The sequence below is a fragment of the Streptomyces sp. NPDC014870 genome, assembly GCF_043081505.1.
GTDB lineage: Bacteria > Actinomycetota > Actinomycetes > Streptomycetales > Streptomycetaceae > Streptomyces.
Map to the genome: position 1 here is coordinate 291,473 of NZ_JBIBWQ010000008.1, position 15,698 is coordinate 307,170.

15 protein-coding genes are annotated in these 15,698 nt (G+C 71.5%); 5 read left to right on the top strand and 10 right to left on the bottom strand.

Annotated features, from left to right (window positions below):
* Nucleotides 1–9 precede the first annotated feature (9 nt).
* Complete coding sequence (locus tag ACF09C_RS23985; protein WP_392094104.1) at nucleotides 10–975, bottom strand: LysR substrate-binding domain-containing protein; 966 nt, start codon at nucleotides 973–975, stop codon at nucleotides 10–12.
* A 131-nt stretch (nucleotides 976–1,106) separates the two neighbouring features.
* On the opposite strand from ACF09C_RS23985, the gene ACF09C_RS23990 reads away from it, so the two are divergent.
* A complete protein-coding gene (locus ACF09C_RS23990; protein ID WP_137993611.1) occupies nucleotides 1,107–1,661 on the top strand; it encodes a peroxiredoxin in 555 nt (184 codons plus the stop codon).
* Nucleotides 1,662–1,667: 6 nt separating this feature from the next.
* Nucleotides 1,668–2,201, top strand: coding sequence for an alkyl hydroperoxide reductase (locus ACF09C_RS23995; protein ID WP_147980985.1), 534 nt, complete (start codon nucleotides 1,668–1,670; stop codon nucleotides 2,199–2,201).
* 120 nt (nucleotides 2,202–2,321) lie between these two features.
* Here the strand turns inward: ACF09C_RS23995 and ACF09C_RS24000 are convergent, their stop codons facing one another.
* The 5 genes from ACF09C_RS24000 to ACF09C_RS24020 form a co-directional block, all read right to left on the bottom strand.
* Complete coding sequence (locus ACF09C_RS24000) at nucleotides 2,322–3,017, bottom strand: hypothetical protein (protein ID WP_392094106.1); 696 nt, start codon at nucleotides 3,015–3,017, stop codon at nucleotides 2,322–2,324.
* Nucleotides 3,014–4,570, bottom strand: a complete 1,557-nt coding sequence (locus ACF09C_RS24005; RefSeq protein ID WP_392094107.1) for an AI-2E family transporter — start codon at nucleotides 4,568–4,570, stop codon at nucleotides 3,014–3,016. Before ACF09C_RS24005 ends, ACF09C_RS24000 begins: the two co-directional genes overlap by 4 nt.
* A 114-nt stretch (nucleotides 4,571–4,684) precedes the next feature.
* Nucleotides 4,685–5,374, bottom strand: coding sequence for a transglycosylase SLT domain-containing protein (locus tag ACF09C_RS24010; protein ID WP_362428616.1), 690 nt, complete (start codon nucleotides 5,372–5,374; stop codon nucleotides 4,685–4,687).
* A gap of 431 nt (nucleotides 5,375–5,805) precedes the next feature.
* The gene (locus ACF09C_RS24015) at nucleotides 5,806–7,128 is read right to left on the bottom strand and encodes a PhoH family protein (protein ID WP_362428619.1); all 1,323 of its coding nucleotides are present in this window, start codon (nucleotides 7,126–7,128) and stop codon (nucleotides 5,806–5,808) included.
* Nucleotides 7,129–7,457: 329 nt separating this feature from the next.
* On the bottom strand, nucleotides 7,458–8,219 hold the full coding sequence (locus ACF09C_RS24020; RefSeq protein WP_392094109.1) for an isoprenyl transferase: 762 nt from the start codon (nucleotides 8,217–8,219) through the stop codon (nucleotides 7,458–7,460).
* 110 nt (nucleotides 8,220–8,329) lie between these two features.
* Here ACF09C_RS24020 and mgrA point away from each other — a divergent pair, with 110 nt between their 5' ends.
* Nucleotides 8,330–9,367 carry an L-glyceraldehyde 3-phosphate reductase gene (gene mgrA / locus ACF09C_RS24025; RefSeq protein ID WP_392094111.1) on the top strand — a complete coding sequence of 346 codons (1,038 nt, stop codon included), beginning with the start codon at nucleotides 8,330–8,332 and terminating at the stop codon, nucleotides 9,365–9,367.
* Between the two features lie 435 nt (nucleotides 9,368–9,802).
* Here mgrA and ACF09C_RS24030 read toward each other — a convergent pair whose 3' ends face one another.
* Complete coding sequence (locus tag ACF09C_RS24030) at nucleotides 9,803–10,255, bottom strand: winged helix-turn-helix transcriptional regulator (RefSeq protein WP_392094112.1); 453 nt, start codon at nucleotides 10,253–10,255, stop codon at nucleotides 9,803–9,805.
* Nucleotides 10,256–10,352: 97 nt separating this feature from the next.
* Between ACF09C_RS24030 and ACF09C_RS24035 the strand changes: the two genes are divergently transcribed.
* Nucleotides 10,353–11,528: a winged helix DNA-binding domain-containing protein gene (locus ACF09C_RS24035; protein WP_392094113.1), complete on the top strand. Its 1,176-nt coding sequence runs from the start codon at nucleotides 10,353–10,355 to the stop codon at nucleotides 11,526–11,528.
* A gap of 33 nt (nucleotides 11,529–11,561) precedes the next feature.
* Here the strand turns inward: ACF09C_RS24035 and ACF09C_RS24040 are convergent, their stop codons facing one another.
* Both ACF09C_RS24040 and ACF09C_RS24045 read right to left on the bottom strand, forming a co-directional pair.
* Complete coding sequence (locus ACF09C_RS24040) at nucleotides 11,562–13,049, bottom strand: DUF2079 domain-containing protein (RefSeq protein WP_392094114.1); 1,488 nt, start codon at nucleotides 13,047–13,049, stop codon at nucleotides 11,562–11,564.
* 46 nt (nucleotides 13,050–13,095) lie between these two features.
* Nucleotides 13,096–13,866: a prepilin peptidase gene (locus tag ACF09C_RS24045; RefSeq protein WP_392094115.1), complete on the bottom strand. Its 771-nt coding sequence runs from the start codon at nucleotides 13,864–13,866 to the stop codon at nucleotides 13,096–13,098.
* A 40-nt stretch (nucleotides 13,867–13,906) separates the two neighbouring features.
* On the opposite strand from ACF09C_RS24045, the gene ACF09C_RS24050 reads away from it, so the two are divergent.
* Entirely contained in the window at nucleotides 13,907–14,299 is a 393-nt protein-coding gene (locus tag ACF09C_RS24050) for a DUF192 domain-containing protein (protein WP_392094116.1), read from the top strand.
* A 77-nt stretch (nucleotides 14,300–14,376) separates the two neighbouring features.
* On the opposite strand, the gene ACF09C_RS24055 is transcribed toward ACF09C_RS24050, so the two are convergent.
* The gene (locus ACF09C_RS24055) at nucleotides 14,377–15,552 is read right to left on the bottom strand and encodes a hypothetical protein (RefSeq protein WP_392094118.1); all 1,176 of its coding nucleotides are present in this window, start codon (nucleotides 15,550–15,552) and stop codon (nucleotides 14,377–14,379) included.
* Nucleotides 15,553–15,698 lie beyond the last annotated feature (146 nt).

Consider the following 15,698-nt stretch of genomic DNA (forward strand, 5'->3'; position numbering starts at 1 on the left):
CGGCGCCGGTCAGGCGCCGAGGCCGGGGCCGGCGCCCACCACCCGTACCGGCAGCCGCTTCATCGCGCCCCGCAGCGCACCGGCCAGCTCCTCGAACTCGGCCTGCCGCGCCGAACCCGTGCGCATCGCGAGAGCGACCTGCCGGGTCGGCGCCGGGTCGCTGAAGCACCCCGTGAACAGGGCCGCGTTCCGCGCGGTCTCCACCTTGACCGCCGTACGCGGCAGCAGGGTCACCCCGAGCCCGCCCGCGACCAGCTGCACGAGCGTGGCGAGCCCGGCGGCGGTCGTGGTGACCGGCGCCCCCTCCGTGCGCCCGGCCTCCCGGCAGATGTCGAGAGCCTGGTCGCGGAGGCAGTGCCCCTCGTCGAGCAGGAGCAGGTTGAGCTCCTTGAGGGCCTCGCGCGGAATGTCGTCCCGCCCGGCCAGCGGATGACCCTGCGGGGTGACGAGCACGAAGTCCTCGTCGAAGAGCGGGAGTTCGGTGACCCCCGGCACCCCGAGCGGCACGGCGAGCAGCAGCAGGTCGAGCCGCCCGGCCGCGAGCCCCTCAAGGAGCGAGGACGTCTGCTCCTCGTGGACCTGGAGGTCGAGCTCCGGGTAGCGCTCGTGGACCAGGCTGAGGACGCTCGGCAGCAGGTACGGGGCGACGGTCGGGATCACGCCGAGCCGCAGCACCCCGGTGAACGGGGCCTGCGCCGCCTCGGCCTCCTCCATCAGCTCCGACACCGTGTCCAGGACGGCCCGGGCCCGCGCCGCGAGCCGCTCCCCGGCGGGCGAGAGCAGCACCTTCCGCGTCGTACGCTCAAGGAGCTGGACACCCAGTGCCTCTTCGAGGGCGGAGACGGCGCCCGAGAGCGCCGGCTGACTCATCCCTATCGCCGCCGCCGCGTCCCGGAAGTGCAGATGCTCCGCGACCGCCGCGAACGCTCTGAGCTGGGACAAGCTGGGCTGCTTCACACGCCGCACCGACACCACTGATAACCACCTTCGATCAACCCGACCCAGTCTAGCTATTTCACTGATCAATGCACTCCGTGCCAGGATGACGACCGTCCAACCCCTCACGGAAGCCCCAAAAGGGATCTTCCAACCTGCAAGGAGAGCGCGTGCTCACTGTCGGTGACCAGTTCCCCACCTACGACCTGACCGCCTGCGTGTCGCTGGAGAGCGGCAAGGAGTTCGAGCAGATCGACCACAAGTCCTACGAGGGCAAGTGGCGTGTGGTGTTCTTCTGGCCCAAGGACTTCACCTTCGTCTGCCCGACCGAGATCGCCGCTTTCGGCAAGCTGAACGACGAGTTCGCGGACCGCGACGCCCAGATCCTCGGCGTCTCCGGCGACTCCGAGTTCGTCCACCACGCCTGGCGCAAGGACCACGCCGACCTGCGTGACCTGCCCTTCCCCATGCTCGCCGACTCCAAGCACGAGCTCATGCGCGACTGCGGTGTCGAGGGCGAGGACGGCTTCGCCCAGCGCGCCGTCTTCATCGTGGACCCGAACAACGAGATCCAGTTCACCATGGTGACCGCCGGCTCCGTGGGCCGTAACCCCAAGGAGGTCCTGCGGGTCCTCGACGCCCTGCAGACCGACGAGCTGTGCCCCTGCAACTGGAACAAGGGCGAGAACACCCTCGACGCGGCCGCGCTCCTGTCGGGCGAGTGATCTGACATGGCTCTCGACGAACTCAAGTCCGCCATACCGGACTTCGCCAAGGACCTGAAGCTGAACCTCGGTTCGGTCATCGGCAACAGCGAGCTCCCGCAGCAGCAGCTCTGGGGCACGGTCCTCGCCTGCGCGATCGCCTCGCGCTCGCCGAAGGTCCTCGCGGAGCTGGAGCCGGAGGCGAAGGCCAACCTCAAGCCCGAGGCGTACACGGCGGCCAAGTCCGCCGCCGCGATCATGGCGATGAACAACGTCTTCTACCGGACCCGGCACCTGCTGTCGGACCCCGAGTACGGGACGATGCGCGCCGGTCTGCGGATGAACGTCATCGGCAACCCGGGCGTCGAGAAGGTCGACTTCGAGCTGTGGTCGCTGGCCGTCTCCGCGATCAACGGCTGCGGCCAGTGCCTGGACTCGCACGAGCAGGTCCTGCGCAAGGCCGGTGTCGACCGCGAGACGATCCAGGAGGCCGTCAAGATCGCCTCGGTCATCCAGGCGGTCGGCGTCACCCTCGACGCGGAGGCGCTCCTCGCCGAGTAGGGCGAGCAGACCGTGCGAGCGGAACCGTGCGAGCGGAACCGTGCGAGCGGAACCGTGCGAGCGGAACCGTGCGCAGGAAGGGCCCCGGGGCAGCAGCCCCGGGGCCCTTCCGCCGTCACGTCACTTCTTCAGCGCCGCCATCAGAGCGGTCAGGTCCTGCGCGAGGACGGTGTCGATGCCCGTCAGGTCGACCGCCTCGGTGTCCGTGGTCTCCTCGCCGGCTTCGGCGTCCCACACGGTGTTCGTGCTGACCGAGATATCCAGCTCCACCTGGCCGTCCAGGACGGCCATCTCCGCGCCCTCGTCGCCCGGGTGCAGCAGGAAGAAGGCCCGCTCCCCCACCCCGTCGACCCGCTGGAAGTCCCCCCACGAGGACCCTTCGTAGCGGGCGAGGAACTCCGGCCCCGGGTCGGTCACCTTGTGCAGCCGGTAGGTGATCGAGACGCCGTGCCCGGTCGCCGGATTCCCCATCGTCGCCGAGCAGTTCGCCGTGTCCAGCGCCTCGTGGTTCTCCGAGGCCGCCCCGGCGTCCACGCCCTTCGGCCCCAGGACCTCGGCGAGCCCCTTCAGTTCGGCCCGCTCGCACAGGTCCGCCACGGTGACGTAGCCCGCGAGATCGGGCCCGTCGTCCTGGCTCCGCTCGTACGCGTAGAGCCCGCCGGCCCACACCGCCGAGGCGGCCACCGCGCCGCCGAGCGCCCACAGCCAGGGGCGGCCCGGGCCGTTCGGCCACTCGGGCGGTGCGACGGTCTCGGCGGTCGGCACCTCAGCCGCGGGGAACTCCTCCCCGCCCACCAGCTCCGGCTCGGATATCACTCCTCGTCCCTTCCCTTGGAGCCCGGCGCGGGCGTGGGCGCCACCCGCCACGCGGTCGCGCCGCGCGGCTCCGGAGTACTGAGCAGGGCCTGTTCGTGGCTGTACGCGCGGAGGTAGCCGACCACGGTGTTGGTCACGGCGACCAGCGGCACCGCGACCACCGCGCCGCCGATGCCGGCGGTCAGACCGCCGGCCGCGACCGCGAGGACGACGGCCAGCGGGTGCACCCGTACCGCGCGGCCCAGGATGAACGGCTGCAGCACGTGCCCCTCGATCTGCTGCACGGCCAGGACCACGACCAGGACCATCAGGGCGGTGAACACCCCGTTGGTGACCAGGGCGACCACGCACGCGAGGGCGCCCGAGATGACGGCGCCGACCAGCGGGATGAACGCGAACAGGAAGATGAAGACGGCGAGCGGGACGGCCATCGGCACGTCGAGGAAGTAGAGGCCGAGCCCGATGAAGACCGCGTCGATCAACGCCACGAGGACCGTGCCCCGCACATACGCGGTCAGCGTCCGCCAGGCCCGCGGCCCCGCGCCCGCCACGCCGGGGCGGGCCTGCGCGGGCACCAGCTTGAGCGACCAGTGCCAGACCTTCTTCCCGTCGTAGAGCAGGAAGAGGGTGCAGAACATCGCGAGCAGGATCCCGGTGATCGCCTCGATGACGACGGTGACGCCCTGCAGCCCCGCGGAGGTGATCTGCTCGGTGTTGGCGCCGATGGTGTCGCTGAGGTTCTTGGCGATGTCGTTGATCTGCTTCTCGGTCACGTGGAACGGGCTGTCGAGCAGCCAGCGCTTGAGCTCCTCGATACCGTCCCTGACCCGGTCCGACAGGTTGTCGAGGTTGTCCATGACCTGCCAGACCACGAACCAGCCGACCAGGCCCATGATCACGAAACCCGCGACGGCGGTGATCGCGGTGGCGACCCCGCGCGGCAGCCCCATCCCGCGCAGCCGGGCGACGGTGGGCTGGAGCAGGGCGGTGATGAGGAGCGCGGCGACGAACGCGAGGACGACCAGCTGCACCTCGCTGATCACCTTCATCAGCACCCAGACCGTGCCCGCGAGCACGAGCAGCCGCCAGCCGGCCTCGGCGGCGACCCGCATGCCCCACGGGATCGCGGCGACCGGGTCGGGGCGGGCGGCTATGGCCGGGGCGTAGTCCGGCGGCGCGGGTACGGAGGCGACGCCACCCCGAGGCGCGCGCCGCCCGGGCCACCGCTCGCCGGCCGGCGTCCCCGCGTCGGCGGCGGACGTACCGCCGGTCTCGCCGGGCGACTCCTGGCGTGACTCCCGCCCGTTGCCGGTGCCGTCACTGCCGTCACTGCTGTCGCTGCCGTCGCTGCCGTCGCCGGTTCGTCGGCCGTTGCCGCCAGTGCTGCCGTTGCTGCCGTTGCCGGTGGCAGGTTCGGCGCGGGTGGCGGCTTCGGCGCCCGTGACGGGCTCGACGCCCAGGTCGTCCGCGCGCTCCGCGCGGGCGCGACGGCGCTCGCCCATGCGGCTGAGCCCGTCGCCCAGCCGGCTCAGCCATCCTGGCAGTCTCGACATCCTCTTCCCTCTTCCCCCGCTCACTCCCCCGGGGAGCACGTGCGCCCGAACCTACACGCATGAAGCCCCCCACCGTAGGACGGTGAGGGGCTCAGCGAGGTTGAGGCGCCGGTACTAGTACCAGCGGTTGGCCTGCCAGAAGTTCCACGCGCCACAGGGGCTGTCGTAGCGGTTGTTCATGTAGTTCAGGCCCCACTTGATCTGGGTGGCCGGGTTCGTCTGCCAGTCGGCACCGGCCGACGACATCTTCGAACCGGGGAGGGCCTGGACGAGGCCGTACGCGCCCGAAGACGGGTTGGTCGCGCGGTAGTTCCAGCCGGACTCGTGGTCCACGATGTTGCTGAAGCACTGGAACTGCGAGGCCGGGATCATCTGCCGGGCGATCGCCTTGACCTCGGCGATGGAGTAGGAGCCCTGCGCGGAGAAGCTCGACGCGTCGCGGACCGAGGAACGCTCGGCGCGCTCGGCGGCCTCCTTGCGCTCCTTCTCCGCCTTGTCGGCGGCCTTCTTCTTCGCCTCGGCGTCCTTGGCGGCCTGAAGACGTGCCGATTCCTCGGCGGACTTCTTCGCGGCCGAGTCTGCCGCGGCTGCCTGGACGCTGGCCTGCTCCGACAGCGAGGAGACCTGTACCTGGGCCTGCTCGCCCGCGGGAATGTCCGCGAGCAGCGTGGTGTCGGCCGCAGTGGCCTCGAAGTTGTCGCCCGAGGGCTGGGTGTCGCCCGAGGCGACACCCACGACGGCGCCGACGGTGGTGACCGCAGTGGCCGAAGCCACCGCGAATCCCCGGACCGAGATCCGGCTCACACGGTTTCCTTCCAGCATCGCTCGCAGAGGTGACCAAGCGGGCGAAATCGTGCCCCTGGCGCTGGTCTCCGACGTACTGGGTCACAGAAGACACGGGCCCGTGGTGCTGTGGGCGGCATACGGCGAACGGCTGTTGAGTTGTGTGGTGCCGCACCCCTGAGGGTGCACGTGTGCCGTATGCGGGGGCCTGACGGAAGCAAGACTCTGCCGGACGCCGACACCGCAAGGCAATTCCGAGTTGCGTGTGAAAGCTCACACCTCGTAAGTCACTGAAGTTTTGACGGATTTCCCGGACAGCAGGACGCCGCCCGGCTAAGCTCCTGCGCTCTGCCGGGCGGCGCCAACTCCCGTACCTGTACGGGAAGCCCCTCATCGGGCTAACCGGATCAACTGGACCAACCGGTTGATCCACCTAATCCGCTTGAACTGACTCAGATCTGACCGTCCTCCAGCATTTCGGTCACCAGTGCGGCGATCTGCGAACGCTCCGAACGCGTCAGCGTGACGTGCGCGAAGAGCGGATGCCCCTTCAGCTTCTCGACGACGGCGACGACTCCGTCGTACCGGCCGACCCGCAGGTTGTCCCGCTGCGCCACGTCGTGGGTCAGCACGACACGGGAGTTCGCCCCGATCCGGGACAGAACGGTCAGCAGGACGTTCCGCTCCAGCGACTGCGCCTCGTCCACGATCACGAACGCGTCGTGCAGCGAGCGGCCCCGGATGTGCGTGAGCGGCAGGACCTCCAGCATCCCCCGGCCGAGCACCTCCTCGATGACCTCGCGGCCCGCCACGGCCGACAGCGTGTCGAAGACGGCCTGCGCCCACGGGCTCATCTTCTCGGCCTCGCTGCCCGGCAGATAGCCAAGCTCCTGGCCGCCGACCGCGTACAGCGGACGGAACACCATCACCTTCTGGTGCTGCCGGCGCTCCAGGACCGCTTCCAGGCCCGCGCAGAGGGCCAGCGCCGACTTGCCCGTACCGGCCCGGCCACCCATCGAGATGATGCCGACGTCCGGGTCGAGGAGCAGATCGAGCGCGATCCGCTGCTCGGCGCTGCGGCCACGGATGCCGAACGCCTCCCGGTCGCCGCGCACCAGCCGGACGTTGCCCTCGGCCGTGATCCGGCCGAGCGCCTTGCCCCGCTCGGACTGCAGGACCAGACCCGTGTGCACCGGCAGCTCGGCGGCCTCCGGCACGTACAGCGTCTCCTGGTCGTACAGCAGGTCCACCTGGTCGGCGGAGAGGGCCAGTTCGGACATTCCTGTCCAACCGGAGTCCGTGATGGCGAGTTCCGCGCGGTACTCCTCGGCGAGCAGGCCCACCGAGGACGCCTTGATGCGCAGCGGCAGATCCTTGGAGACGACCGTGACGTCGTACCCCTCGGCCTGCAGGTTGCGCGCGACGGCCAGGATCCGGGAGTCGTTGTCCCCCAGCCGGTAGCCGGCCGGAAGGACACCGGGGTCCGAATGGTTCAGCTCGACACGCAGGGTGCCGCCCAGGTCCCCGATGGGGAGCGGGGCGTCCAGACGCCCGTACCGGACCCGGAAGTCGTCCAGGAGGCGCAGGGCCGCCCTGGCGAAGTAGCCGAGCTCGGGGTGGTGTCGCTTGGCCTCCAACTCGGTGACCACGACGATCGGGAGCACGACCTCGTGCTCGTCGAACCGTGACACGGCGTTGGGGTCGGCCAGCAGGACGCTGGTGTCGAGAACATAGGTGCGCCTGTCGGACAAGCGGCGCTTAGTGCTGGTCACCACGGAAGGACAGACCCCCTTTGACGACCCCTGAGAGGTCGGGGCGCGACGGAAGCGGTGTCGCTGCGGGATGGGACCGGGCTCTGGCCACGATGCGCGGGCCGAGCTCCGGCCCTCCGCTCCGTCCGTACATGTCCTGCACGGTCGTCCTGGTGCAACGGGCCTCCCGGGTGGCGGTCTCCGTGCCGCTCACTCTGGAAGGGATATGCCCTCGATCACGCGCCGCCATGCCATGGCATATGACGACGTGTTCGTGAACAGAGTCGAACGTCCGGTGATCGCTCCCGCGGACGGACCAGGGTGAAGAGGGTGCCGGGGGTGACGAGGGTGGTTCAGGATCCGTAGCGGCGGTGCCGCGCCGCGTAGTCGCGCAGCGCCCGCAGGAAGTCGACCTTGCGGAAGGCCGGCCAGTGGACCTCACAGAAGTAGTACTCCGAGTGCGCGCTCTGCCACAGCATGAAACCGGACAGCCGCTGCTCGCCACTGGTCCTGATCACCAGATCCGGGTCGGGCTGGCCCCGCGTGTACAGGTGCTCCGAGATGTGCTCGACATCGACGATCTCGGCGAGCTCCTCGAAGCTCGTCCCCTTCTCCGCGTGCTCCAGAAGCAGCGAACGGACCGCGTCCGCGATCTCCTGGCGGCCGCCGTAGCCCACCGCGACGTTCACGAGTATCCCCGCGTTGTCGTGCGTGGCCTGCTCGGCCTCCTTCAGCACGGACTGCGTACGGGCCGGCAGCAGATCCAGGGTGCCCACGTGATGCACCCGCCAGCGGCCGTCCGCGGCCAGCGCGCGCACCGCGTCCTCGATGATGGCGAGCAGCGGGCGCAGCTGCGCCTCGGGCCGGTTCAGGTTGTCCGTGGAGAGCATCCAGAGCGTCACGACCTCGACGTCGGTCTCGGCACACCAGCCGAGCAGCTCCTGGATCTTGTCCGCGCCGGCCTTGTGGCCCTGCTCGGGGGTCCCACCGGAGGCCTTGGCCCAGCGCCGGTTGCCGTCCAGGATGACGCCGATGTGCTTGGGCACCTGGGCGTGGTCGAGGCGGCCTTCCACCCGGCGTGCGTAGAGCCCGTACACCAGGTCGCGCAGGTTCACTGTTCTTAACCCCTCCATGCCGCGGCGGTCCCCGAAGCCGACACCCTACTGCGGACGGGTCACAGGCTCCCAGCCCGGGACTGTCACAAGTCCGTGATAAGCAGAGATACGTGACTCATTCCCCGATCTACACCGCCTCCGCGGAGCGCTACGAACACATGGAGTACCGCCGCACCGGCCGCAGCGGACTCAAGCTCCCCGCCGTCTCCCTCGGCCTCTGGCACAACTTCGGCGACGACAAGGCGCTCGACACCCAGCGCGCGATCCTGCGCCGCGCCTTCGACCTCGGCGTCACCCACTTCGACCTGGCGAACAACTACGGGCCGCCGCCCGGCTCCGCCGAGCTGAACTTCGGCAAGATCTTCGCCCAGGACTTCGCGCCCTACCGGGACGAGCTGATCGTCTCGACCAAGGCCGGCTACGAGATGCACCCCGGCCCGTACGGCGAGTGGGGCTCCCGCAAGTACCTGATGTCCTCGCTCGACGCCTCCCTGAAGCGGATGGGCCTCGACTACGTCGACATCTTCTACTCGCACCGCTTCGACCCGCACACCCCGCTGGAAGAGACGATGGGGGCGCTCGCCTCCGCCGTCCAGCAGGGCAAGGCGCTGTACGTCGGCGTCTCCTCCTACACCAGCGAGCAGACCGCCGAGGCCGCGCGGATCCTCAAGGAGATGGGCGTCCCCGCGCTCATCCACCAGCCGTCGTACTCGATGATCAACCGCTGGACCGAGGAGGACGCCCTCCTCGACACGCTGGAGGCGGCCGGCATGGGCTGCATCGCCTTCGTGCCGCTGGCCCAGGGGCTGCTCACCAACAAGTACCTGAAGGGCATCCCGGAGGGTTCGCGGGCGACGCAGGGCAAGTCCCTCGACCCGAACCTGCTCTCCGACGAGGTCCTGCGCCGACTGCGCGGCCTGGCCGACATCGCCGAGAAGCGCGGCCAGTCGCTGGCGCAGCTGGCGCTGTCGTGGGTGCTGCGCGACGAGCGGATGACCTCCGCGCTGATCGGCGCGTCCAGCGTCGCCCAGCTGGAGGAGAACGTGGCCGCGCTGGCGGCGCCGCCGCTCACGGACGACGAGCTGAAGGAGATCGACTCCTTCGCCGTGGACACCGCGGGCACCAACATCTGGGCCGGCCGGGGCTGAGCCCTCTCCCCGGGCGGGGCCGGGGGTGCCGGCGTGAGCCGGGTGGGCCTGGGGCAGGGGGGTGCCGGCGTGAGCCGGGTGGGCCTGGGGCCGGGGGGGGCTGGGGCCGGGGGGAGCCGGGGTGGGCTCGGGGCCGGGGGGAGCCGTCGTGGCCCTGGGTGGGCCCGGGTGGGCCCGGGCAAAGAAAACGGGCCGGTCCGTGGGGGGGATACGGACCGGCCCGAGGGGGGGTTTCCACCATAACCCTTCATAAGCGCTGCTGCGTGCCACCCTGCACGGCCGGTCCCTCCCGGTTTTCTCGGAGGCCAGTCGGGACAAGGGTCCCGCGGCCACGTGGCGGGTTTGCGCCCCGGCGTGGCGGCGTGTTCCGTACCTCCCAAGAGGGACCCTCCCGGATGGTCCTCCGGTTGACGGACGACCACCGCCCGCCACAGGTCAGGCGGCCTCCTCGGCCGTGCCCCCGTCCGCGTCCGTGTCGGCATCCGCGTCCGTATCCCCGTTCGCGTCCCCGCCCGGATCACCGTTCGCGTCCGCGTCCGCGCGCTGGGCCTCCTTGATGGCGAGGATCTCCGCCATGAAGGTCTCACCCCAGTCACCCAGCGGCAGCAGCGCCGTGTTCAGTGCCTGACCGAGTGCGGTGAGGGAGTACTCCACCCGTGGCGGTACCTCCGGGTAGACCTCCCGGTGGACGACGCGGTCCGCCTCCAGCTCGCGCAACTGCTGGATCAGCACCTTCTCGCTGACCCCGACGATCCGCCGCCTGAGCTCTCCGAAACGGGTCGTGCCGTGCGCGTGCAGCGCCCACAGGATGAGCGGCTTCCACTTGCCGCCGACGACATCGACCGCCGCGTCGAGCCCGCAGCCGTACGCGATCTTCCCTCTGGCCAAAGCCAACTCCTCTTCCGTCCCCGCTCCTCGGCGTCGGCCGCCGCCCTGTAGGGCAAGGCGGACAGGCCCTGACCTATTCCGCGTCTACGGTCGGGGCATGACGACGTCCACCCCGCCACAGGTGACCTGGGCACGCGCCGACGCCCGCAGGATCCACCGTCAGTTCCTGGCCGAACCCACGGACGCCCCGCCCGCGACGGTCGCCGCCGCGATGCTCGGCGCCCACGCCCAGGTCCTCTCCGCCGCCGAGCTGTCCCTCGCGCTGCGCATGACGGAGGGCACCCGGGCGGACGTACGGGCGGCGCTCTGGGAGGACGGCACGCTGGTCAAGACGCACGGCCCGCGCGGCACGGTCCACCTGCTGCCCGCCGCCGACCTGCCGATGTGGACCGGGGCCCTGTCAGCCATCCCGACCGGGGCGAACCCGATGCCGCCGGACGTACGGATGACGGAGGAACAGACCGAGCAGGTCCTGGCGGCCATCGCCGACGCCCTCACGGACACCGAACTCACCGTGGACGAACTGACCGACGCGATCGTGGCCCGCACCGGCCCCTGGGCGGGCGACCGGGTCATGGAGGCCTTCCAGGACAAGTGGCCGCGCTGGCGGCAGATCACCCACCTGGCGGCCCACCGCGGAGTGCTGTGCTTCGGCCGGGACCGCGGCCGGAAGGTCACGTACACCAACCCGGGCGTGCGCCGGGCGGAAGGCACGGCGGCGCTCGGCGACCTCGTGGAGCGGTATCTGTACGCGTACGGCCCGGCGGTCCCCCGGCACTTCGCCAAGTGGCTCGCGGCTCCGGTCGGCTGGGCCACCGAGCTGTTCGCCTCGCTGGCCGGGGCCGGGCGGATCGAGGAGGTGGAGTTCGAGGGGGCGCCGGGGTGGGTCGTCGCCGGGGACACCGAGTTCCCGGACGAGCGGCCGGCCCGCGGGGTGCGGCTGCTGCCCTACTTCGACGCCTTCACGATCGCCTCCCAACCGCGCGAGGCGCTCTTCCCCGGGGAGGCGTACGGCCGCGCGCTGGCCGGCGGCCAGGCCGGCAACTATCCGGTGCTCCTGATCGACGGCACGGTGGCGGGCGTCTGGCACCAGCGCCGCTCGGGCAAGCGGATCACGGTGACCGTCGAGCCCCTGAAGAACCTGAAGACCCTGAACCCGCCGAGCGCGACCCGTCTGCGGGCCCTGGAGGCCCAGGCCACCCGCGTCGCGACGATCCTTGAGGGCCGGGCGGAACTGGTGGTGGGCCCGGTGACGGTGGGCCCGCACGCGTGACGGGTGGGCGGGTAGCGGCGCAAGCGGGGGCGGCTAGGAGGCGGTGCGGCGCAGGAGGGTCACGCCGTTCCGGGCGGCCACCACTTCGTACCCGTGCTTCTCCCGGGCCGCCCGCAGCTCGGCCTCCTGCTGCTCGGCGGGGTAGGGCCAGGGGCCGCTCTTCTGCGGCCAGGCCTCCGGAGGTACGGAGTCGTAGACGATCCACTCGGCCGTCGGCGCGGGCAGCGGGCCGGTCTCGCGCCGGTCGAGGCGGGTGTCCACCGGGAACGTGGGAAAGACGACGACCTCGCAGCGCGAGGTGAGCTGAGGGGCCAGCCGGTTGGAGGCGGCGACGGTCGCGCCGTCCGGGACGCGCGCGAGCAGCGCACGGGCGGCCTCGATGTGGGGCGTGGTCCGCCAGGTGGTGCGCTGGACGAGCTGGGCCAGCGGGAACGACGGCAGCAACACGACCGTCACCGCGAGAACCGTGGCCAGCGAGGCACGCACGTTCCGCGCGGACTTCTCGCGCGCGAGGACGTCGATCAGGCCGGCGAGGACGACGGGCATGAGGATCGCGCTGTAGTGGTACGCGGTGCCCCAGTGGAAGGGGTTCTCGGAGACCATCCGCCACGCGAGCGTGGGCACGGCGATCATCGCGAGCGGCGAGCGCAGCGCGAGCAGCGCGGACGGGGCGAAGACCAGGATCAGGGTCAGCGCCTTCACGTCGGGGCGCAGGACGTCGAGCGGTGCGTGGGCCAGGGTGGAGAGCAGCGAGCCGTGGCCGTCGGCCAGGTTGCCGCCGTGGGCGTAGTCGCCGCCGGGGTTGAAGGCGGGCAGCAGGAACTTGATCTCGACGAGCGCCCCGAGCAGCCCGACGGCGGCGGTGGCGATCCCGAGCCTCCGGGGCCCCTTGACCGCCACGTAGACCCCGACGGCGGCGAGCGTAAGACCTAGGTCCTCCTTCACGAGCAGGAGAGGCGCGGCCCAGACGACGGCGGCGCGCCAGCGACGGTGGGCGAGCGCTTCGAGGGAGAAGGCGAGGAGCGGTACGGCGAGGGCGACCTCGTGGAAGTCGAAGGCCGCGGCCGAGGCGATGCCCCAGCTGAGCCCGTACGCGGCGGCGACGGCGTGCGCGGCGCGCACACCGAGCACCCGCCGGGCCCAGCGCGCCAGGGGGACGACGGCGAGGGCGAGCAGGGCGGACTGGGCGAGGAGCAGGCAGAGAGGCGAGGGCCAGAGGCGGTAGAGGGGCGCGAGGGCGGCGAGAAGGGGGTGGAAGTGATCGCCGAGGAGGTTGAAGCCGGGGCCGCGCAAGGGGACGACGGGGGCGCGGAGTTCCGCGTAGGCGCGTACGGCCTGCTCGAAGATGCCCAGGTCGTAGCCGGTGGTCCGGAGGAGCTGGTGGCGGCGGACGGCGACGGTCGCGTAGAGCAGGCACAGGCCCGCGGCCCACGCCCAGGGGAGGACGGCGGGACGCCGGTACCAGGGGGTGGGGGCCTTGTCCTCCCTGGGCGGGTCCGACGCAGCGAGCTCAACGGGCATATTGTCACTGATTGTCCGCATGTGCCCGAATGCTAGGTCGCGAACCTCAAGGGGAGGCGGAGAGCGCGCCGAGGAGCAGCCCGAGCAGCGCCCCGCCGATCATGAAGGGCCCGAACGGAATCGCCGACTTCCGGCTCCCGCGGCGGACGAGGACGAGACCGAGCCCGTACAGCGAGCCGAGGAGGAAGCCCGCGAACGTCCCGGCGAAGAGAACACCCCAGCCGTACCAGCCGAGGGCCGCGCCGAGGGAGAGCGCGAGCTTGACGTCGCCGAAGCCCATCCCTCCCGGCCGGATCAGGTGCAGCACGAAGTAGCCACCCCCCAGGGCGATTCCGCCCAGCAGCGCATGGAGCCAGGAACCGGCGTCGTACGGGAGGAGTTCGGCGCCCAGGAGGAGGAGCGGGGTGGCGGCGGCGAGCGGGAGCGTGAGCAGGTCGGGCAGCCGGTGCACGCGCACGTCGACGGTCGCGAGCAGCACGGCGAACGGCGCGCAGAGCAGCCACACGACAAGCTCGGGCCGGGGCCCGGTGGCGGCGGCGAGCACGGCGCAGGAAAGGGCGGTGAGGAGGACGGGGGTGAGGGCGTAGGCGGGGGTGGAGGTAAGCGCGGGGACGGGGGAACGTGGCCGTCCGGGGCAGGCCGGGCAGCCCGGGGCGCCGATCCAGCCGCGCGCCGGGCCGGCCAGGACGTGACCGGCCTCGCAGGTGTCGCGCCACGGCTCCTCCGGCTCGACCGACAGCCGGTACGCGGCGCGCGGCACGAGCAGCCCGGTTGCGGCACCCCAGAGCGCGGCGACGGCGATCAGCGTGGCGAACACCCGCCGCACCCTACCCAGCCGCACCGCTACCGTCTCCCCCATGGGGAGACCGGGGAAGTGGCGCGACGGCACGGGGAGCCTGCTCGTAGGGGACGATCACAGTTCAGGGACCGAACCGGCCCGCCCGATCCCACCCATCCCGTTGGAGATCGCGGCCTCCTACCGGGCCCGGCGGCGCGGCCTGCTCGGCAGGGACGGCATCGACGGGGCGATGCTCATCACCCCGACCAACAGCATCCACACCTTCGGCATGCGCTTCGCCCTGGACGTGGCATACCTGGACCGCGACTTCACCGTCCTCGACGTGGTGACCATGAAGCCCGGACGGCTCGGCCTGGTGCGCCCGCGCGCCCGGCACGTGCTGGAGGCGGAGGCGGGGACCATGGCGGGCTGGGGACTGCGGAAGGGTGTACGCGTAGGAGTGCGCGTGTAGGAGAGTGCGCGTGTAGAAGTACGCGTGTCGGAGTACGCGTGTCGGAGTACGCGTGTCGGAGTGCGCGTACGTACAGGTCACGGAGGTCCCGAACCCAGCAGCGTGAAGGCGCCGTAGGCGCCGGACGCGAGCGCGAGGCCGGTGAGCACGAGGACCTGGTTGCGGGGCCGGAGCCGTACGAGCGCCACGGCCGGCGGCAGGAGGAGCCCGAACGCGGGCATCATCAGGCGCGGCCGGGAACCGAAGTACGCGGCGCCGATGAGCGAGATCACCACGACCGCGATCGTGTACACGAGGAGCGGCAAGGGCTGCTTCTGCCGTACACAGAGGACGACGAGCCAGCCGAGCAGGGCGAGCGCGGCGACCAGGCCGAGCCCGGCGAGCGGCGGCAGGCCCCAGATGAAGCGGGCGAGGGCGACCCCGCCGTCGATGGAGTTGCCCCAGGCGGCCTGGACGTCGAAGTAGGCGGTGGCGCTGCCCTCGCGGACGCCCACGTAGACGACGTACGCCAGCCAGCCCAGCGGCGCGAGGAGAACACCGGCCACCATGCGGGCGGGCAGCTTCCGTTCCCGTACGACGGTGACGACGGCCGTGATGCCCAGCGCGGCGATGAGCGCGGCGGCCGTCGGCCGGGTGAGCCCGGCGACCGCGCACAGCGCGCCGGCGAGGATCCAGCGCCCGCGCAGCACGGCCAGGATCGACCAGGCGGCGAGAGCGGTGAAGAGCGTCTCGGTGTACGCCATGGACTGGACGAACGCTGTCGGGTACACGCCCCAGAGGACGGCGAGCACGACCCCGGCCCGCCGTCCCGCGACATGCGCGCCGACGGCGTAGATACCCCAGGCGGCGGCGAGCGAGGCCGTCCAGGAGACGAGCAGCCCGGCGGTGGCCGCGTCGACGGGGAGGACGGCGGACAGGCCTCGCTCGAGCGCGGGGAGGAGGGGGAAGAAGGCGAGGTCGGAGTGGACGCTGCCGTCGGCGAGGGTGACCTGGTGGCCGTAGCCGTTCTCCGCGATGCGCACATACCAGACCGAGTCCCAGCGGCCGCTCAGCCGGTGCAGCCCGTCCTTGCCGGTCGCGACGGCGGCGAGAGCGAGGATCGCGAGGCCGATGGCGCGAGTGGCGGCGTAGCCGACGAGCGCGAGGGTGGGGGTGCGAACGGGGGTGGGGGTGCGAACGGGGGTGGAGGTGCGAACGGGGGTGGGGCTGGGGGTGGCGGCGGGCGTTTCGACGGATCGGCGCGCATCGGGCACGTCGCTTCCATCGGGCTCGCCGGGTGGACGGGGCCGGTCTGGGGACATGCGCTCGATTATGTCCGGCGCGCGGAGGGGGCCCGGGAGGGCGGTGTCGGGGGGAGGTCCGGGGAGGGAGGAGGTCCGGGGCCGGCTCGGGGGCGGGC